Origin of the sequence: Hungatella sp. SB206, from assembly GCF_051132295.1 — a bacterium.
GTDB lineage: Bacteria > Bacillota > Clostridia > Lachnospirales > Lachnospiraceae > Hungatella > Hungatella effluvii.
This window is the reverse complement of sequence record NZ_CP096603.1, coordinates 4,554,849-4,575,468: the sequence shown is the minus strand read 5'-3', so window position 1 is coordinate 4,575,468 and position 20,620 is coordinate 4,554,849. Positions and strand designations below refer to the sequence as shown.

At 52.0% G+C, this 20,620-nt stretch carries 19 protein-coding genes; all 19 read left to right on the top strand.

The features are described from left to right. Window positions 1-6: 6 nt before the first annotated feature. The 19 genes from opp4C (at window position 7) to M1L66_RS20120 (ending at window position 20,613) form a co-directional block, all read left to right on the top strand. A complete protein-coding gene (gene opp4C / locus M1L66_RS20210; RefSeq protein ID WP_117630861.1) occupies window positions 7-903 on the top strand; it encodes an oligopeptide ABC transporter permease in 897 nt (298 codons plus the stop codon). Window positions 904-922: 19 nt separating this feature from the next. After that, a complete protein-coding gene (locus M1L66_RS20205) occupies window positions 923-2,002 on the top strand; it encodes a M24 family metallopeptidase (RefSeq protein WP_434687822.1) in 1,080 nt (359 codons plus the stop codon). 15 nt (window positions 2,003-2,017) lie between these two features. After that, entirely contained in the window at window positions 2,018-2,986 is a 969-nt protein-coding gene (locus M1L66_RS20200) for an ABC transporter ATP-binding protein (protein WP_434687820.1), read from the top strand. Then, window positions 2,979-3,938, top strand: coding sequence for an ABC transporter ATP-binding protein (locus tag M1L66_RS20195; protein WP_434687818.1), 960 nt, complete (start codon window positions 2,979-2,981; stop codon window positions 3,936-3,938). Before M1L66_RS20200 ends, M1L66_RS20195 begins: the two co-directional genes overlap by 8 nt. 27 nt (window positions 3,939-3,965) lie before the next feature. Continuing rightward, window positions 3,966-4,340, top strand: a complete 375-nt coding sequence (locus tag M1L66_RS20190) for a RidA family protein (RefSeq protein ID WP_110324485.1) — start codon at window positions 3,966-3,968, stop codon at window positions 4,338-4,340. 14 nt (window positions 4,341-4,354) lie between these two features. Next, window positions 4,355-5,545, top strand: coding sequence for an aminotransferase class I/II-fold pyridoxal phosphate-dependent enzyme (locus tag M1L66_RS20185; RefSeq protein ID WP_434687816.1), 1,191 nt, complete (start codon window positions 4,355-4,357; stop codon window positions 5,543-5,545). Window positions 5,546-5,561: 16 nt separating this feature from the next. Next, entirely contained in the window at window positions 5,562-6,203 is a 642-nt protein-coding gene (locus M1L66_RS20180; RefSeq protein WP_434687814.1) for a helix-turn-helix transcriptional regulator, read from the top strand. Window positions 6,204-6,362: 159 nt separating this feature from the next. Continuing rightward, a complete protein-coding gene (locus M1L66_RS20175; protein WP_187019182.1) occupies window positions 6,363-7,127 on the top strand; it encodes an adenosylcobinamide-GDP ribazoletransferase in 765 nt (254 codons plus the stop codon). A gap of 17 nt (window positions 7,128-7,144) precedes the next feature. Continuing rightward, window positions 7,145-7,582, top strand: coding sequence for a bifunctional adenosylcobinamide kinase/adenosylcobinamide-phosphate guanylyltransferase (locus M1L66_RS20170; RefSeq protein WP_187019184.1), 438 nt, complete (start codon window positions 7,145-7,147; stop codon window positions 7,580-7,582). Window positions 7,583-7,592: 10 nt separating this feature from the next. Further along, window positions 7,593-8,597, top strand: coding sequence for an adenosylcobinamide-phosphate synthase CbiB (cbiB, locus tag M1L66_RS20165; protein WP_434687812.1), 1,005 nt, complete (start codon window positions 7,593-7,595; stop codon window positions 8,595-8,597). 49 nt (window positions 8,598-8,646) lie between these two features. Then, window positions 8,647-9,750 (top strand): pyridoxal phosphate-dependent aminotransferase, encoded by a 1,104-nt coding sequence (locus M1L66_RS20160; protein ID WP_434687811.1) that lies wholly within the window; start codon window positions 8,647-8,649, stop codon window positions 9,748-9,750. Window positions 9,751-9,754: 4 nt separating this feature from the next. Next, window positions 9,755-11,314 (top strand): cobyric acid synthase, encoded by a 1,560-nt coding sequence (locus tag M1L66_RS20155; RefSeq protein ID WP_434687809.1) that lies wholly within the window; start codon window positions 9,755-9,757, stop codon window positions 11,312-11,314. Continuing rightward, window positions 11,311-11,946 (top strand): precorrin-8X methylmutase, encoded by a 636-nt coding sequence (locus M1L66_RS20150; protein WP_187019193.1) that lies wholly within the window; start codon window positions 11,311-11,313, stop codon window positions 11,944-11,946. The genes M1L66_RS20155 and M1L66_RS20150 overlap by 4 nt, the downstream gene beginning before the upstream one ends. 55 nt (window positions 11,947-12,001) lie before the next feature. Continuing rightward, window positions 12,002-13,624 (top strand): response regulator, encoded by a 1,623-nt coding sequence (locus M1L66_RS20145; RefSeq protein WP_434687807.1) that lies wholly within the window; start codon window positions 12,002-12,004, stop codon window positions 13,622-13,624. Further along, entirely contained in the window at window positions 13,625-15,418 is a 1,794-nt protein-coding gene (locus M1L66_RS20140; protein WP_187019197.1) for a sensor histidine kinase, read from the top strand. Next, the gene (locus tag M1L66_RS20135) at window positions 15,415-16,425 is read left to right on the top strand and encodes a substrate-binding domain-containing protein (RefSeq protein WP_434687805.1); all 1,011 of its coding nucleotides are present in this window, start codon (window positions 15,415-15,417) and stop codon (window positions 16,423-16,425) included. The genes M1L66_RS20140 and M1L66_RS20135 overlap by 4 nt, the downstream gene beginning before the upstream one ends. Before the next feature lie 17 nt (window positions 16,426-16,442). After that, window positions 16,443-17,474 carry a galactose ABC transporter substrate-binding protein gene (locus M1L66_RS20130; protein ID WP_187019201.1) on the top strand — a complete coding sequence of 344 codons (1,032 nt, stop codon included), beginning with the start codon at window positions 16,443-16,445 and terminating at the stop codon, window positions 17,472-17,474. A gap of 219 nt (window positions 17,475-17,693) precedes the next feature. Then, the gene (locus M1L66_RS20125; RefSeq protein WP_432764173.1) at window positions 17,694-19,001 is read left to right on the top strand and encodes a substrate-binding domain-containing protein; all 1,308 of its coding nucleotides are present in this window, start codon (window positions 17,694-17,696) and stop codon (window positions 18,999-19,001) included. A 103-nt stretch (window positions 19,002-19,104) separates the two neighbouring features. Then, window positions 19,105-20,613: a sugar ABC transporter ATP-binding protein gene (locus tag M1L66_RS20120; RefSeq protein WP_187019205.1), complete on the top strand. Its 1,509-nt coding sequence runs from the start codon at window positions 19,105-19,107 to the stop codon at window positions 20,611-20,613. Window positions 20,614-20,620 lie beyond the last annotated feature (7 nt).

Below are 20,620 nucleotides of genomic sequence, written 5' to 3'. Positions count from 1 at the left end.
GCTTCCATGGAGAAAAAAATTACATATAAAAAACGGACTAATCTCTTCAAGACGGATGCGTGGAAGCGGTTCAGCAAAAATAAACTGGCTCTGATCGGAAGCGTCATCATTCTTCTGATGATTGCCGCGGCCATACTGGCGCCCCTCATCGTACAGAATGATCCGTATGTGTCTTTAACCGATGCAAACGGCCTCATTTTAAAGAACAGCTCTCCTGCGAAGAGCGGCACGTTTCTGGGGACGGACAGCCTGGGACGCGATACGTTCAGCCGGGTGATCTACGCGGCCAGAGTGTCCATGAGCGTTGGCGTGGTGGCAGTCGGCATTTCCACCGGTATCGGTATTTTATTAGGCGCGCTGGCCGGTTATTTCGGCGGGTGGGTGGATACCTTTATTATGCGTGTGGTCGATGTGGTCTACTGCTTTCCGGTGCTTTTCCTGGTCATCATTATCGCAACCATCTTAAAGCCCAGCATTTATAATATTATGATTATCATCGGCCTCTGTAACTGGACCGGAACGGCGAGGTTCGTCAGAGGCGAGATTTTAAGGGTCCGGGAGCTGGAGTATGTGCAGGCCTCCATCTCACTGGGGGCGACGGATGGACGCACTATTTTCCATCATATTATTCCGAATATCATGGCCCCGATTATCGTGGAAGCCACCCTTCAGATGGCGAGGGCGATCCTGACAGAAGCTTCCTTGAGCTATCTGGGTGTCGGTGTTCAGATGCCGACGGCCAGCTGGGGGAACATGCTGATGAGCGCCAACAACTTATCCACGCTGACGCTGCGCCCGTGGCAGTGGGTGCCGCCGGGAGTCTGCATTTTCCTGGCAGTGCTGAGCATCAACTTTATCGGTGACGGCTTAAGAGACGCGTTTGACGCAAGACAGAAGAAGTAACCGCGGGACAGGAGTTTAGATGAAGAAGATACAATATGAAAAGAGGCTGTCGGGCCTCAGAGCTTACATCGAGGATCACGGCCTTACGGGAGCGCTGATCACTTCGTATGAAAACCGCAGATATTTCTGCGGATTTACAGGGAGCAGCGGTTACCTTCTCGTCACGCGTGACCACGTCGTTCTCATAACGGACAAACGGTATACGACCCAGGCGAAGGAGCAGACTGTGGACTGCGAGATCGTGGAGCACAGCCAGGACCGGCTGGGACTGGTGGCGGACACCATGAAGCGGCTTGGAATCACTTCTTCCGTCATGGAAAGCGGCATGACCGCCGGAGAGTATTTTTCCTTAAAGGAGCACTTGGGAGACCACAGGACCGTACTGGAGGATGAGTACTTCCTGGAGCTGCGCATGGTGAAGGACGAATGGGAAATAGAAGCCACCAGGGAGGCCATCCGGCGCGCCGAGGCAGGCTTTGACCGGCTGATTCCGAGACTTAAAATCGGTATGACGGAAAAGGATTTAGCGGATGAACTTCATTACCTGGTAAATAGAGAGGGCGCCGAGGCCATGAGCTTTGGAACCATTGTCGCATCGGGGGCGCGAGGAGCTATGGCTCACGGATTTCCGACGAACAAGGTCATCGAAAACGGTGATATGGTGGTGGTTGACTTCGGCGTCATGTACGACGGTTACTGCTCCGATATGACGAGGACGCTGCTTTTCGGAGATATTTCACAGGAAAACAGGAGGATTTTTAATCTGGTCCTGGAATCCGGAAAACGGGCCGTGGAAGCGGTGCGGCCGGGTGTGCACTCCAGCGAGGTGGAGGCGGCTCACAGGGATGTATTTATCAGAGAGGGGCTGGACGATTACGCGCTTCGCGGATTGGGGCATGGAATCGGCCTTCAGATCCACGAATGTCCGAGAGTCCAGATTGGAAAGGATACGGTATTGAGGCCGAATATGATATTTACCATAGAGCCGGGCCTCTATTTCCCGGGAGTCTGCGGCGTCCGCACGGAGGATGACGTACTGGTGACGGAAAGCGGAGTGGAAAACCTTTCCCATACGCCGCATGAGATTCATATTAAATAGGAAAGGAGACCGTTAATGAGCTTATTGGAAGTAAAAGACTTAAAAACATATTTTTATACGGATGCGGGCTGCGCAAAGGCGGTGGACGGTGTATCCTTTTCCCTGGACAAGGGGAAGGTGCTGGGCATCGTGGGCGAGTCCGGATGCGGCAAGAGCGTGACCAGCTTATCGATCATGGGGCTGGTGGACCCGGTGACGGGAAGGCATGAAGGCGGGGAAATCCTGTTTCACGGGGAGGACTTAAGCAAGCTTTCGGAAAAGGAGAAGAGGAAGATCCGCGGAAATAAGATCTCCATGATCTTCCAGGAACCCATGACCTCTTTAAATCCCGTGTTTACCGTCGGCTACCAGATCGAGGAGGCGTTGATGCTGCATCTCGGTATGGATAAGAATGCGGCCCGCCAGAGGGCAGTTGAACTGCTGAAGCTGGTGGAGATCCCGGAGGCGGAAAAGCGGGTGGATGAGTATCCCCACCAGCTGTCGGGCGGAATGAGACAGAGGGTGATGATTGCCATGGCGCTGTCCTGTAACCCCGAGCTGCTGATCGCCGATGAACCGACCACGGCTCTCGATGTGACCATACAGGCGCAGATCCTGGAACTGTTAAATGAACTGAAGGACAAGCTGGGCATGGCCATCATCTTTATTACCCATGACCTGGGCGTGATCTCGGAGATGGCCGACGAGGTGGTCGTCATGTATGCGGGGGAGATTGTGGAAAAGGCGGAGACACGCCAGCTTTTTGACAACCCCATGCATCCTTACACGGAGGGGCTCATGGCCTCCATCCCCGACATCGATCAGGAGGTGGACAGGCTCCAGACCCTGGAGGGACTGGTTCCCAGTCTCTATGATATGCCGTCAGGCTGCCGTTTCGGTCCGCGCTGCCGATATTATACGGAGGAGTGCGGAAAGAACCACAGCCAGTTGACACGGCTGGAAGGCCAACGAGAAGTCAGATGCAGGAGGTATGAACATGAGTGAAATCCTGATTCAGGCAAAAAATATAAAAAAATACTTTCCTACCAGTGACAGAAGCAAGGTCGTGAAAGCCGTGGATGATATCAGTTTTGATATTTACAAGGGCGAGACCCTGGGGGTGGTAGGGGAATCCGGCTGCGGAAAATCCACCACGGGACGCATGGTTTTAAAGCTCCTTGACTGTACAGAAGGAACCGTTCTGTACAAAGGAAAAGACATTGGTAAGATGAAGGGAAAAGAAATGCGCTCCTTAAGAAAGGAAATGCAGATCATTTTCCAGGATCCTTATGCGTCGCTGGATCCGAGAAAGACGGTATTTCAAATCCTGGCAGAGCCGTTCTGGATTCACCATCCAGAGATGAGTAAGGAAGATATCTACCGGGAAGTGGAAAAGCTGATCGAGTGCGTGGGGCTGCGTCCCGAGCATATCCTTCGCTATCCCCACGAATTTTCCGGCGGCCAGCGCCAGCGTGTGGGCATTGCGAGAGCGATCGCCCTTCATCCGGAGTTCGTGGTCTGTGATGAGCCTGTCAGCGCCCTGGATGTATCGATCCAGGCCCAGGTAATTAATCTGATGCAGGACATCAAAAAAGAGTACCAGCTGACCTACCTCTTTATCTCCCATGATCTGCGGATCATCAAGCATTTCTGCGACCGAGTCATGGTCATGTATCTGGGGAATATCGTGGAGGTTGGAACCAAAGAGGCGATCTATGGGAACCAGAGGCATCCCTATACAAAGGCGCTTTTATCAGCAGTATCCAGCGTAAAGGGGCACGGCAGCAAGAACCGGATTATCTTACAGGGCGATATTCCCAGTCCGGTGAATCCGCCCAGCGGCTGCCCGTTCCATACGAGGTGCAGCTACTGCATGGATATCTGCAGGGAAAAGAAACCGGATTTAAAGAAGATGGCCGATGGCACGCTGGTAGCCTGTCATCTGGATATGGAATAAAACTACAACTATTTGGAGGATGGAACAATGAACAAGATCGTAACAGAAAACGCACCGAAGGCGATAGGACCGTATTCACAGGGAATGGTATTTGAAAATCTGGTATTTTCCAGCGGACAGATACCAGTCAATCCGGCGACCGGCGAAACAGAAGGAACCACCATCGAGACACAGGCGGCCCAGTCCTGCAAGAATGTGGCGGCGGTGCTGGAAGCGGCCGGAAGCAGCATGGAGCGCGTGATCAAAACCACCTGCTTCCTCGCGGACATGGCAGACTTCCCTGTGTTTAACCAGATTTACGAGACGTATTTTGTCAGCAGTCCGGCGCGTTCCTGTGTCGCGGTAAAGACACTGCCGAAGAACGTGCTGTGCGAAATTGAAGCGATCGCTTATAAGGAATAGAAGAGGAGAGGACCATGGCTTTATTCGATGGAAATAATATAAAACTGGATGTGCTGAAAAAATGGGCTTACAATTACCGCTGGGCGGAGGTGCCGGAGGGAACCATCCCTTTGACGGCCGCTGATCCTGACTATCCGGTGGCGCCGGAGATCCGGAAGGCGCTTCGCGATTACGTCGACAACGGCTACTTTTCCTATACGCCGAAGATGGGCTATCCGGAGTTTATGGAGGCGGCCTCCAGAGCGCTGTGGGAGCGGAAACACGAGAAAATCAGTGAGGATTGTATCCTTCCGATTGACAGTGCAGCCAGAGGGATGTATATTATCGCTGAGACGTTTTTAAAACCAGGCGATGAGATGATCGTGTTTGACCCGGTGGATTACTTATTTAAGGAGTCCTGCCTCGCTGCCGGCGGCGTGCCGGTTCTGTTCCCGGCGAAGCTGAAAGACGGTTATATTGACTTGAGCGAGCTGGAAAACTATATAACGCCAAAGACGAAGATGATTGGGCTGTGCAATCCCCACAATCCATACGGTGTTCTGTACCGTCAGGAGGATTTGGAACACATCATGAGCCTCTGCGAGAAATACGGTCTGTATATCATGAATGATGAGATCTGGTCCGATATCGTGTATCCGGAGAATCAGTTTTTAAGCATTCTCTCTCTCGGAGAGGAACGGACGGGACGTGTCATGAGCGTCTTCGGCTTCTCCAAGAGTTTTGGCATCGCGGGACTTCGGGCGGGAATGATCTACTGTACGGACAAAGCGGTGTTTGACCGCCTTGTGGATAAGTCCGCGGTGATGACTACGGCGGGCGGTATCGCTTCTGTCTCCCAGATCGCGGGAATTGCGTGCTTAAAGGAGTGTTACTACTGGGTAGATGAATTTATCGGCCATCTGGTAAAGAACCGGGATTACGCGGTGGAGAGAATTAACCGCATGCCGGTGATCCGCTGCCATAAACCGCAGGCCACGTATCTTCTGTATGTGGATATCAGCGGTCTGGGTGTGCCTTCCTCTCAGTTTACCGATTATCTGATCGAACACGCCGGCCTTGCACTGGTTCCGGGAGGGGACGCGTTCTTTGGCCCGGGATCCGAGGGCTGCATGAGAATCTGTTTTGCCACCAGCCATGAAATTCTGGAAGAAGGCTTAAACCGGCTGGAAAAGGGATTAAAGATGTTTCTGGAAGAAAAAAAATAAGGAAAAGGTCGAGTTAATGATGCATGAAAATCTTCAGGTAATTCAAAAAATGTTAAGGAGCATCCATCAGATGCTCGGCGACAGGTATGAGGTCATTCTGCACGATTTAAGCCATGTGGAAAGCTCAATCGTGGGAATAGAAGGAAGCATTACCCACAGAAAGATTGGGGGACCGGCGACGAATTACCTGATTCAATTGCTGAGAGAGTACGGGGATGAGGCAAAAGACAGCATCAATTATAAAAACGTTATGCCTGACGGGCGTGTACTGCGTTCCTCCACCATTTTTATCAGAGACAACGATGGGAAAATTATCGGTTCGCTCTGCATCAACCAGGATCTGACGGATTTTATGGTTGCCAACCGGCTGCTGGAGCGGCTGGTGGAATTTAAGAATGAGGAGCACGAAGTCCCGAAGGAGATGTTTGCCCAGGATATTTCTGAGGTCATGGAATCCATGGTCGGCAGCGAGCTGGCCCTGGTGAATAAGCCGGTGGCCTATATGCAGAAAGAGGACAAACTGGCCCTGGTGGACGATTTGGAGCACAAGGGAGTCTTTGATGTCAAGGGCTCTGTGGAATACGTAGCGGAGTGTCTGGGCGTGACAAACTTTACTGTTTATAATTATTTAAAAGAAATCAGAACAAAGCATAAGTAACCGCGTCAAGCGGAGTGGGAGTCCCTGCAGGGGAAATGGCTGCGGGGGCTCTTTCTTTATTCTATACTGCCTGATATAAAATGTATCTGCTCTCTGTACGAAATCCCTGTTTTGTTGTATGATAATAGAGATAATTTTTATAATGGGAGGAATGGAACGATGAATTTACTGGGCAGCCTCGCAATCGCGTTTTCCATGTACTCTGTAATCCCCATGCCCCAGGTATCCTGGACGAAGGAGCGGATGAAATATGCCATGTGCTTCTTCCCGTTAATCGGTGTGGTGATCGGAGCCTTGACTTACGGTTCCGTGCTGGTGCTTACGGTGCTTAAGCTGGACTGGATGGCTAAAATATTACCGGTCCTGGTACCTCTGATTGTTACGGGGGGAATCCATATGGATGGGTTTCTCGACGTGACGGATGCCAGAGCCTCGCACGCGCCGGTGGAAAAGAAACTGGAGATTTTAAAGGACCCACATACGGGGGCTTTCGCCATAATCGGCTGCTGCGTGTATCTGCTGCTCTACGTAGCGGTTTTCGGAGAGATGAAACCGGTGCTTCTGGGAGCCTACGGAGGGATTTTTGTGATATCGAGGGCGCTTTCCGGACTTGCCGTGGTGACCTTTCCGATGGCGAAGAACAGCGGACTCGCTGCGTCATTTTCCGGACAGGCACAGAAGAAGACTGTCGCCGTGACCATGTGGTGCTGTCTGGTTCTGGCAGAAGGCTGGATTCTGTATGCGGGAGGAGCCGCGGCTGCATCGATGACAGCGGTTGGCGCCGCTCTGACATTTTTGTACTATTACCGTATGGCGAAAAAAGAATTTGGCGGAATTACGGGAGACCTGGCCGGGTTCTTCCTTCAGGTGTGTGAGCTGGTACTGACGGCGGTGCTGGCGGCTGTGACCCGATTTGCCATATAAAGAACAGGAGAATATTTATGATATTTATTACGGGCGGTGCGTGGCAGGGAAAGACGGCATTTGCGGAAACACTTGCGGCAGGCCGGGCCACGCCGGGAATAGGGGAACACGTACTTTACGCCGGTCCCAAAACGGAAGAGAGAACGCTTCCGGTGGCCAGCGGACGGAGGGATTCGTTCGAAACGGCCCTTGAGCGGCCGGTTATCAGCGGATTTCATTACTTTGTGAGGAGACTGCTCTGGGAAGAACGGGATGTCAATGAATTTATAGCCGCGATTGAGGCGAAGAATCCGGATGTCGTGATTACCGCGGACGAGATGGGATGCGGTATCGTTCCGGTGGACCCGGAGGAGCGGGCATGGAGGGAGGCAGCCGGGAGGGCGGCCGAAAAGCTGGCGGCAGATTCCGAAGCGGTGTACCGCATGGTCTGCGGCATCGCCACCAGGCTGAAATGAGGGAGAACAGATGATACGTTACCATATACTGGCTGCATTTGCGGGCTGTGCCCTCGATGCGCTGTTTGGAGATCCACGGAATATGCCCCATCCGGTCTGCGGCATCGGTAACCTGATCGCATGGATGGAGGCACGGCTCCGCAAATGGTTTCCGGCAAACGAAAAGTCGGAGAGAATGGCGGGAACCGCGCTGGTCGTCGCTGTTCTTCTGATCACAGGACTTGCCTCGGTGCTCGTTCTGGCCGCCGCGTACACGGTTCATCCATTGGCCGGAGTGGCAGTGGAAAGCGTGATGTGCGGGCAGATGATGGCGTGGCGTTCTTTGAAAAAAGAGAGCATGAAGGTGTATGACGCGCTGGCCGCCGGGGATACAGAGGGCGCAAGAACCGCAGTCTCCATGATCGTAGGGCGGGATACCAAAGATCTCACAGACCTGGGAATTATCAAGGCTGCGGTGGAGACTGTGGCGGAAAATACCTCGGATGGAATCATTGCTCCGCTCTTTTACATGGTGCTGGGAGGCGGAACCGGGATATTTCTCTATAAGGCGGTTAATACCATGGATTCCATGGTTGGATATAAAAATGACAAATACATAAACTTCGGAAGAACAGCAGCCAGACTGGACGATGTGTGCAACTACATTCCGGCCAGGCTTTCGGCCTGTTTCATGATCGCGGCGGGATATGTCCTGGAGGCGGCAGAAGGAGCCGGAATCCGTCACTACAGCGGAAGAGGCGGAATTCGGATCTTCAGACGTGACCGCTATAACCATAAGAGTCCCAACTCCGCCCAGACGGAATCGGTCTGTGCCGGAGTACTGGGGATTCAGCTGGCGGGAAACGCGTTCTACTTCGGAAAGCTGTACGAGAAACCGACTATCGGCGATGCAGACCGGTCCGTGGAATATGCGGATATCCGGCGGGCAAACACGCTGATGACGGGAACGTATGCGGCGGCGCTGTTTGCAGCGGCGGTTCTTGGGCTTCTGGTTACAATACCATTTATTAGATAATCCGGCACTGTACAACAGACTGTAAAATGACAGAATGGAGATATACATCATGGAATACCAGCATGGAGGAGACATATATACGAATCAGGTGGAGCTGGATTACTCCGCCAATCTAAACCCGCTCGGGCTTCCCGAGGGTGTGAAAAATGCTTACATAGGGGCGGCAGACTGCTGCAGCGTGTATCCGGACAGCCGGTGCCAGGCCCTTCGAACGAAGCTGGCGGATTACCACCGGATCGGAAGGGAGGCTGTTCTCTGCGGAAACGGCGCGGCGGAGCTTATCTTTCTGATTGTACAGGCGAAGCGTCCGAAGCGGGCGCTGTTAATCGCCCCCTCCTTTATGGAATATGAGCAGGCGTTAAAGGCCGTAGGATGCGGGACGACCTGGTTCGACTTAAAGGAAGAGGAAGATTTTGCCCTTTCGGTACCGGAGCTCCTCGCGCATTTAAAGGAGGCAGAGGCGGCCGGACAGCGGCCGGATATCCTGTTCCTCTGCAATCCCAATAATCCCACCGGATTTGCGGTGGAACGGGAAGCGCTGATCCCTCTTCTGGAGTACTGCGAAGAGCGGGGCATTGTCTGTGTGGTGGATGAGTGTTTTATGGAGTTCCTGGATGAGCCGGAGCGCTTTTCCGTGATGAAGGAACTGCGGTCGGGACGTTTCCGCCGGCTGTTTATTCTGAAGGCATTTACGAAGATTTACGCCATGGCCGGGCTGCGGCTGGGCTACGGTATTTCTCTGGACCGGGAACTTCTGGAAGCAATGGACGGCTGTCGTCAGCCGTGGAGTGTCTCCGGTCCGGCTCAGTCGGCGGGCGAGGCTGCGCTTGGGGAGACGGAGTATGTGAACCGGGCGAGGGAGCTGGTGAAACGTGAGAGGAGCTGGCTGAAGGCGCAGATGGAGGGCCTGGGGCTTTTCGTCTACGATTCCAGGGCCAACTATCTGTTTTTCAGGGATCCGGCGCAGGCCAGGGCCCGGACGCCGGAATCCCGCAGCCTCTATGACGCCTGCTTGAAAAACGGTGTCTTAATCCGCTCCTGCGCCAACTACCGGGGGCTTGACGGACGTTTTTACCGGATCTGCGTAAAGGACAGGGCCAATAACGAGACATTTATCCGGGTGCTGAAAAAGGCGATGGAAGAGAGGGATTAGATCAATGGCAAAATCAATTATGATACAGGGGACGATGTCCAACGCGGGCAAGAGTCTGATCGCGGCAGGATTATGCAGGGTCTTTAAGCAGGACGGCTACCGGGTCGCCCCTTTCAAATCGCAGAATATGGCGTTAAACTCTTATATAACGGAGGACGGGCTGGAGATGGGACGCGCCCAGGTGGTGCAGGCGGAAGCCGCCGGTATTAAACCGCAGGCGGACATGAATCCGATTCTGCTGAAGCCGACTTCCGACTCCGGTTCCCAGGTCATCGTCCACGGCGTACCGATCGGAACGATGCCGGCGAAAGAGTATTTTGCATATAAAAAGACGCTGATTCCCGAGGTGGAAAAGGCATACCGGAGACTGGAGGAGGAGTACGATATCATCGTGATCGAGGGCGCCGGAAGCCCGGCGGAGATCAATCTGAAGAAGGATGATATCGTGAACATGGGCATGGCGAAGATGGCGGATGCGCCCGTCCTTTTGGTGGGAGATATCGACCGCGGCGGTGTGTTTGCTCAGCTTTACGGGACTGTGGCTCTGCTTTCGGAAGAAGAGCGGGCGCGGGTGAAGGGGCTCGTCGTCAATAAATTCAGGGGAGACAAGACCATTCTGGAACCGGGGCTTTACATGATCGAGGACCTGTGCGGCATACCGGTTACGGGAGTGGTTCCTTATGCTGATGTGGACATCGAGGATGAGGACAGCCTGGGACACCATTTAAGCGGAACAGAAAAAGGGAAAAAGACGCTGGTGGACATTGCCGTCATACGGCTGCCCAGAATTTCCAATTTTACGGATTTCCAGGTCTTTTCCTGTATGCCGGAAGTCGGCCTTACGTATGTGAACCGTTTGTCGGATCTGGGAAAACCGGACCTGATCCTGCTTCCCGGGACGAAGAACACGATAGAAGATTTACTCTGGATGCGGGAGAACGGCCTGGAGGCGGCAGTGCTGAAGCTGGCATCCGCCGGCGTTCCTGTGTTCGGAATCTGCGGCGGCTTTCAGATGCTGGGAGAAAGCCTGGAAGACCCGTTCGGCGTGGAGACGGAAACCTACAGAGGGCGGCCGGTGGAGGGGCTTAAGCTTCTTCCGGTAAGGACCGTATTCGGGAAAGAGAAGACGAGAACCCGGGTGACCGGTTCCTGTGCCTCCGTGGGCGGAATCCTAGATGAGCTTTCGGGCATGGAGATCGAGGGATACGAAATCCACATGGGTGAGACGGTCCGCGCGGTGCCGCCCCTGTCCTATGTAATGGAACAGAACGGCTCTCATCTGGCCAAAATGGATGGATGCCAGAGAAATCATGTCTACGGCACGTACATCCATGGATTTTTTGACCGGGAGGGAATCGCAGAGACGGTTGTGAGCGCTCTCCTTGAGAAAAAGGGGCTGACCGCAGTGCGAAACGAAGAGTTTCATTATGCCGCCTACCGGGAGCAGCAGTACGACCGTCTCGCGGCAGTCATCAGAGAGAGCTTTGACATGGCGGCGGTTTACGAAATGATGGGAATCGACGGCAATCGCATGACGGACAGCAGAAAGGAAGATTCAGAATGATAAAGACGGAACTGGAACGGGTGCTTCCCGGTGACATAGAGAAAAGAAGCTTTGAGATTATCACAGAGGAGCTGGGGGACCGGGTCCTGGACCCGGAAAATGAACTGGTCATCAAACGCGTAATTCACACGACCGCCGACTTCGACTATGCGGACAGCTTAATCTTTTCCGAACACGCAGTGGAGCTGGCGAAGGCGGCGATTAAAGAAGGCGTCCGCTTCATCACAGACACCAATATGGGGAAATCGGGCGTCAACCGGGCGGCCCTCCGGAAATGCGGCTGTACGGTGGACTGTTTCATGGCCGACGAAGACGTGGCGGAGGCGGCGAAGCGGCTCGGAACCACCAGAGCCTGCGCCAGTATGGAGAAGGCGGCCGATTTGGGCGGAGACTGTATCTTTGCAGTCGGCAATGCCCCCACGGCACTGGTCCGGCTGTACGAGCTGATTAAAGAGGGCAGGCTGAAACCGAAATTGGTGATCGGTGTGCCTGTTGGTTTTGTCAACGTGGTCCAGTCCAAGGAGATGATCCTTTCGCTGCCCGACACTCCGTTTATTGTGGCGAGAGGACGGAAGGGCGGAAGCAATGTGGCGGCTGCCATCTGCAACGCGCTGCTGTATCAGTGCATATAACGGGACTGAATAGAGACAAAATCTTATTATTTACAGGAGAGAAGGGGTATAGATCATGAATTTATACAGTATTATTTTGGTGGACGACGAGGAAGAGGTCCGCAAGAGCATTATCAAACAGATCGACTGGGAATCAGCCGGATTCAAGGTGGTGGGGGATGCTGAGAACGGAGAAGACGCGCTGGAAAAGATCGAGGTCTTAGAGCCGGATGTGGTGCTGACCGATATCCGTATGCCCTATATGGATGGCCTTACTCTGGCGGAGAAAATCCGGCAGAGGTATCCTTCCATGAAGGTGGTTATTTTTTCGGGCTACGACGATTTCGAGTACGCCCAGAAGGCGATTAAGCTGAACGTGACGGAGTACATTCTAAAACCGGTCAACGTGGAGGAACTGACCTCCATCCTGAAACGGATCAAGTCCAATTTAGACGAAGAGATCGAAGAGAAGCGCAACGTGAGCCGCCTTCGTGAAAATTACAGAAAGAGCCTGCCAATTATCCGCGAGCAGTTTTTCAACGACATGGTGCACCGGAGGCTGTCGGATGATTTGATCGAGTCGAAGCTTAAGGAATACGATATCCCGATTATGGGAGCCAGGAAATGGGTGATCGCGGCTATCGATGTGGAAAAGAGTGATGACAGAAGCAAGAAGACACTGTCACTCCACGAGGAGGAAGAGCTGATCCCGATTTCCGTCATGCAGATCGTGCGGGAAAAACTGAAAAGCTACTGCCGGTTCTCCTTATTCCAGTCCACGGCTGAAGCCGAAATGGTGGTGATCGCGGCGCTCGACGACGACAATACGACGACGGGGCTCATCGATGTCCTGGGAGATATCTGTAAGGAGGCCAAACGTATTCTGGAGGTTCCGGTCACCATCGGCATCGGCCACAGCGTGACCGGCCTGTCGAAGATCGCAGGCTCCTACCAGTCGGCAGTAGAAGCCCTGGGATATAAGGCGGTGGTAGGCAGCGGAATCACGATCTACATCAACGATATGGAGCCGGTAGGCAGCGGCAAGCTGGAATTTGACAATGCAGACGAGTCTGATTTTATTTCCGCCGTCAAGTTTGGACCGGATGAGAAGATTGAGGCCGTAACGGCCAGGATTTCCGGCAAGCTGGAATCAGCAAAGGTGCATTACCGCCAGCAGCAGGTGTATGTTTTCGGCGTCCTGAACACCATCATTCAGATGATCCAGCAGTATGATTTAAACCTGGAGGAGATTCTGGGCGGCGAGCTGGAATACTTAAGTGTCATCGACAAGCTTCAGAAACGGGAGGAGTTCGGCGAGTGGCTGTTTAAGACGGCGCACAAGATGAACCAGGCCATCAATCAGGAGCGTGACATAACGACGCGCCAGGTGATCCAGCAGGCGAAGCAGTATATTATGGACAACTATCAGAACCCCGATCTGTCTGTGGAGATGATCTGCCGCCACCTGCACATGAGCCCGGCTTATTTCTCGACCATGTTCAAGAAGGAGACAGGGCAGGCCTACATCGCCTATCTCACGGAAATCCGCTTAAATAAGGCCGTGGAACTGTTAAACAAGACGGACGACAAGACGTACGTCATCGCCTCCAAGGTGGGTTACCAGGAGCAGAACTATTTCAGCTACGTATTCAAGAAAAAATTTGGAGTGTCACCGACGAAATTCCGTGGAGCCAGATAAATGAATAAAAAGAAAAACGGCAAGAGGATTCATAACAACAGCATACGGTATACGATCTTTACGTATTTTACCGTGACTGCCTTAGCGGCCAGTCTGCTCATTACGTTTTCCATCTACCAGCGTCTGTCGAGCCAGGTGTCCGAGACGGTCATGGAGGAAAATCAGAGCCTGATCGGCCAGGTGGCGCGGTCTGTGGAGAGCTATCTGCGCACGGTCATGAAGCTGTCGGATTCCCTGTATTACGGTGCGATAAAGAACGCGGACCTGTCCTCGGAGTCCATCAACAGCGAGATCACCCTGCTGTACGACAACAACAAGGACAATGTGGACAACATTGCCCTGTTCTCCCAGGATGGGACTTTAAAGGAGGCGGTGCCGGCGGCCAGAATCAAGACGAATCTGGACGTAACCGGGGACGGCTGGTTTTTAAGCGCAATGGAGAAGACGGAGAACCAGCACTTCTCCAATCCTCACGTCCAGTATATTTTCGACGGCAATGAAAGCCAGTACCGGTGGGTGATCTCTCTGTCCCGGGCGGTGGAGCTGACGGAAGGGACATCGACGGCCCAGGGCGTGCTTTTGGTGGATTTAAGCTACTCCAGCCTGGCGCATCTGTTTGAGGGCGTGACCACAGGCACCGGAGGCTACGTCTACTTAATCAGCAGCGACGGGGAAATCCTCTACCATCCTAAGATCCAGCTGATTGATTCCGGACGGGTCTCCGAGAATAATTTAACAGCGGCCGGATACAAGGACGGAAACCATTTGGAAAAGTTCGAGGGGCGTGAGCGGATTATCACCGTGAAGTCCGTGGGCTACACGGGCTGGAAGGTCGTAGGGGTGACGCCAAAGAACGTGGTATCCCTAAACTCCATAAAGACGAGGCTGTTTATCATTTTCCTGATCACCCTGATTCTCTTTATTTTAACAATTATTAACTCCTATATTTCGTCCAGAATCACGAATCCCATCAAGGAACTGGAGAAATCCGTGGGAATTCTGGAGGAGGGAAATTTGGAGACGCCGGTCTATATCGGCGGTTCGTATGAGATTCAGCATCTGGGAACCTCCATCAATAACATGGCCAGACAGATCCGGGTGCTGATGAACGATATTGTGACAGAGCATGAGGCCAAGAGAAAGCAGGAATTTGATACGCTGCAGTCTCAGATCAACCCGCATTTTCTCTATAACACCCTGGATATCATCGTCTGGATGATTGAAAATGAGCAGAAGGCGGAGGCAGTCAAGGTAGTGACGGCGCTTGCGCGGTTCTTCCGTATCAGCCTGAGCAAGGGCAAGAGCATCATCACCGTGCATGACGAGCTGGAGCACGTGCGCAACTATCTGATGATTCAGCACATGCGTTTTAAGAACAAATTTTCCTACTACATCGACGCCGCGGACGACTGCCTGGAGCTGGCCAGTTTAAAGCTGATGCTCCAGCCGCTGGTGGAGAACGCGATCTACCACGGGATGGAGTTCATGGACGGCGACGGCGAGATCACGCTCAAGGTGTGGAAGGAAGGGGAGGACTTATACTTCACGGTCCGCGACAACGGGCTGGGCATGACCCGGGAACAGGTGGAAAGCCTGTTTTCCGACTCGATTTTAGTGACCTCCAAAAAGGGCTCCGGAATCGGTGTAAAGAATGTGAATGAGCGGATCAAGCTCTATTTTGGCGAGGAGTACGGGCTTAGGATCGATTCAGAACCGGACGAGGGGACGGAGATTACCATCCACCTTCCTGCCGTTCCCTACAGCCGGATTCTGGCGGAGGGCGGAGAAAGATGAAGATGACAAGGCGGGAAAAGATGATATGGAGTCTGCTTGCGGGAGTTTTAGTCCTCCTGTTTCTGCTGTCCTCCACGGATTTGATTATCAAAGAAAAGAAGACAGAGATTTATCCGATTTCCATCGTGATCGGAGATACCACGGATGATTACTACACAAATTTCCGCAAGGGCGTGGATAAGGCTGCGGATGAGTACAACGTGGATGTCAACTTCATCACCCTGTACGAAAAGGGAGATGTCACTGAGCAGATGGATCTGTTAAAGCGCGAGATTGACGACGGGGCGAAGGCAGTGGTGCTGGTCCCCTTAAAGCAGCAGGAGTGCAGTGCGATGCTGGATGGGATGGTCCTTGGCAGCCCGCTGATCGTCATGGGAACCATCTTCCCGGGCGACTGGGCCATGAGCGGAATCTCACAGGACTACCAGGAGACAGGGAAGATGCTGGGGGAAGCCATAGCAAGGGAAAATATCCCTGACAAGCCGGTTCTCGTATTCTCCGAGGGGCTGGAGTACGGGTATAACAAAGAAGTGTACAGCAGTCTTCTGGCAGCGCTCTCCCAGGCGGGCTTCCATGTGCAGCTCTACGAAAAGTACAGAGGCGGCGCTTCCGGCACCAGCGCGGCGGAATGTGAGGATGACTTCCGCCGGACGATTGAAGAAACTGCGGTTTTCAGCAGCGGAGAGGAGATTCTAGTTGCCCTGGATGTGCAGAGCCTGGATCAGGTGGCGGACGTTATCGCGGGAAGCCCGGTTTATGGAAAAGACACTCCGAACCTCTACGGCTTCGGCAGCACGACGAAGATATTAAACCAGATGGACCGCGGCGTGATAAAGGGCCTTGTGACGACAAACCAGTTCGATGCCGGATACTTAAGCATTGTAAAGGCAGTGGAGGCCATCGAAAAGCGCGGCGACCGGGATCAGATCGTGCTGGAATCGTATTACATCGAAAAAGATGATTTGAAAGAGACGCGTTTCGAGAAGATTCTTTATCCAATCGAGTAAGAAACAGAGGAGGGCCAATGAAAAAGAAATATTCATTAATTGCAGTACTGCTCATAGCTGTTATTCTTGTGTTCGGCTGTCTGTTTTTCCAGAACCGGAGCCATGAGGAGAAGGAGGAGAAAAAGACGCTGCGGGTCGGGGTGACTCTGTACCGGGGAGACGATTCCTTTATCAATAATCTCTGCGGAAAGATGGAGGAGAAGGCGAAAGCCTATGAGAAGGAGACTGGCGTCAAAGTGATTCTCGACGTTGTGGATGGAAAGGGGAATCAGAACACGCAGAACAGCCAGGTGGACCGGTTTATTTCCCTGGGTGTGGACGTGATCTGTGTCAATATGGTCGACCGGTCCGCAGCCTCCTATATCATCAGCAGGGCGATGGAGGGTGATATTCCCGTGATATTCTTCAACAGGGAGCCGGTGGAAGAGGATATGAACCGATGGGAAAAGCTTTACTATGTGGGGGAAAGCGCTAAGGAATCCGCGGTCCTGCAGGGGAACATCCTGGTAGACGCTTACAAGAAGGATCCCGCTTCCCTGGATTTAAACGGCGACGGCAAGGTAAGCTATGTGCTCCTTGAGGGCGAGACGAGCCATCAGGATTCCCTGATCAGGACGGAATGGTCGATTCAGACCTTAAAAGACGGAGGCGTACCTCTGGAAAAGATCACCGGAGGCATTGGAAACTGGGAGAAGAGCCAGGGCTCTGCGTGGATGGAGAAATGGCTCGATGAGTATCCGGATGAAATCGAACTCGTGATCAGCAACAATGACGATATGGCGCTGGGCGCGGCTGACGCGCTGGAGCGGAAGAAAATCACAAGGCCCATCAAGATCGTGGGAATCGATGGAACGCCCCAGGGAATCGAGGGGCTGAACTCCGGCAAGCTCTTTGGAACCGTGCAGTGCGACAGCGATGAGTATGCTAATGCGGTGTTCCAGATCGCCGCTGCGGCTGGACTTGGACAGAATGTACAGGAAATCGTGAGTTTGGAAGGGGGAAAATACTATAATTGCAGGCAGACTGCACTAACAGTCGATAAAAACTGAAAAGTCTTGTGCATGTTGCGATTCAAACCATGGAAAAACAGGTGAAAAACAGAATATCTAAGAAATTTTATATAAAAACGAAAAAAATCATATGGAAATATGCCTAAAATAAAGATATAATATGGGTGTCGATGAGGAAAAATGACGAATCGGCAAATACTATACTATATCTAGGGAGGATTTATCATGAGATTACTCAAAAAAGTAGTAGCAGTAGGTATGGCGTCCACTATGGTATTTTCCATGGCAGGATGTGGCTCCAAGACAGCAGAAACACCAACCACAGCAGCTCCGGCAGAGACGACAACCGCAGCAGCAGGAGAGACCACAGCAGCTCCGGCAGAGACAAAAGCCGCAGATGCAAAAGTGGAGAACAAGGATAAGCCCTTAGTATGGTTTAACCGTCAGCCATCCAGCAGTGCCACAGGCCAGCTTGATATGACGGCGCTGAATTACAATGCGGATACATACTATGTAGGATTCGATGCCAATCAGGGTGCTGAGCTTCAGGGTACCATGGTGAAAGAGTACATCGAAAAGAATATTGACACCATCGATCGCAACGGTGACGGAGTCATCGGCTATGTTCTGGCTATCGGCGATATCGGACATAACGATTCCATCGCCCGTACAAGAGGCGTTCGTAAGGCTCTTGGAACAGCAGTAGAAAAAGACGGCAACATCAACAGCGATCCGATCGGAACGAACACAGACGGCTCCTCCACCATCGTACAGGATGGTAAGATTGAAGTGAACGGAAAAGAATACGTAGTTCGTGAGCTTGCTTCTCAGGAAATGAAGAACTCCGCTGGTGCTACATGGGATGCAGCGACAGCAGGTAACGGAATTGGAACATGGTCTTCCTCTTTCGGCGATCAGATCGATATCGTTGCTTCCAACAACGACGGTATGGGTATGTCCATGTTTAATGCATGGTCCAAAGACAACAAAGTTCCTACATTTGGATACGATGCAAACAGTGATGCAGTTGCAGCGATCGCAGAAGGCTACGGCGGAACGATCAGCCAGCATGCAGATGTTCAGGCATATTTAACACTTCGTGTTCTTCGTAACGCTCTCGACGGCGTTGATATCGACACCGGTATCGGCACAGCTGACGACGCAGGAAACGTTCTGAGCAGCGACGTATATGTATACAAAGCAGATGAGCGTTCTTACTACGCGCTGAACGTTGCAGTTACAGCTGACAATTATAAGGATTTCATGGATTCCACAATGGTTTATGCACCTGTGGCAAACCAGCTTGACGCAGCTGCACATCCGGAAAAGAAGGTATGGCTGAATATCTACAATTCTGCTGATAACTTCCTGGGTTCCACCTATCAGCCACTTCTTCAGAAGTACGACAAGCTGCTTAACTTAAAGGTTGAGTACATCGGCGGCGATGGCCAGACAGAGTCCAATATCACAAACCGTCTTGGAAATCCGAGCCAGTACGATGCATTTGCAATCAACATGGTTAAGACAGATAACGCAGCTTCTTACACATCTTTACTTGATCAGTAAGATTCACTAATATTAAAGATGGGCAGGCTATCAGGGAGAAGAAATTCTCCCTGATAACCTCTTTTAATAATCAGGCGTTTTTATAAGCAGAGGAGTAAAAACAATGGCAGATAAGAAAGATGATATCGTCTTATCAATACGCGGTATGAGCAAGTCCTTTGGCCGAAACAGGGTTCTGGACCATATCAATCTGGATGTGAAGCGCGGAACCGTTATGGGGCTTATGGGTGAGAACGGCGCCGGTAAGTCCACCATGATGAAGTGCCTGTTCGGTACCTACCAGAAGGACGAGGGAAATATCTTCCTGAAAGGAAAGGAAGTAAGCTTTTCCGGACCGAAGGATGCCCTTGAAAACGGAATTGCAATGGTTCACCAGGAACTGAATCAGTGTCTGGAAAGAAATGTTATTGACAATCTGTTCCTCGGTCGTTATCCGGTCAATTCCATGGGGATTGTTGATGAAGGCAGAATGAAAAAGGAAGCTTCCGAGCTTTTCAGAAAGCTGGGCATGACCGTTGACCTTACTCAGCCCATGCGGAACATGTCTGTATCACAGAGGCAGATGTGTGAGATTGCCAAGGCAATCTCCTATAATTCTCAGGTAATTGTTCTCGATGAGCCTACTTCCTCCTTAACGGTACAGGAAGTGGATAAGCTTTTCGAGATGATGAGAATGTTAAAAGAGCAGGGAATTGCCCTGATCTACATCTCTCATAAGATGGATGAGATTTTTGAAATTTGTGATGAGATATCAGTGCTTCGTGACGGCAACCTGGTTATGACAAAGAGTACCAGGGATGCGAACATGAATGAGCTGATCGCGGCCATGGTAGGCCGTTCACTTGACAACCGGTTCCCGCCGGTTGACAATACCCCCAAGGACGTGATTTTGTCCATCCAGCATTTATCTACGAAGTTTGAACCCCATTTGCAGGATGTTTCCTTCGATGTAAGAGAAGGGGAGATCTTCGGGCTGTATGGTCTGGTGGGCGCTGGACGTACGGAGCTTCTGGAAACAATCTTTGGTGTCCGTACCAGAGCGGCCGGGCGTGTGTATTTTAACAAACGCCTTATGAATTTCGGAAGTGCGAAGGAAGCCATGGAGCATGGATTTGCCATGATCACCGAGGAACGGAAGGCCAATGGGCTTTTCCTGAAGGGCGATCTTACGTTTAACACCACTATTGCAAACCTGGAGCAGTATAAAACCGGGATCGCGCTCTCTGATGTTAAGATGGTAAAGGCGACTTCGAAAGAAATTAAAATTATGCATACCAAGTGTATGGGGCCGGATGATATGATATCGAGCCTTTCCGGCGGTAACCAGCAGAAGGTTATTTTTGGAAAATGGCTGGAACGCGAGCCTCAGGTTTTCATGATGGATGAACCTACAAGAGGTATCGATGTCGGCGCGAAATACGAAATATATGAGTTGATCATCAATATGGCGAAGCAGGGAAAGACGATCATCGTTGTATCCTCTGAGATGCCGGAGATTCTGGGAATTACGAACCGTATTGGTGTTATGTCCAATGGACGGCTGTCTGGAATTGTGAATACAAAAGAAACAAACCAGGAAGAGCTTTTAAGACTCAGTGCAAAATACCTATAATGGGGGA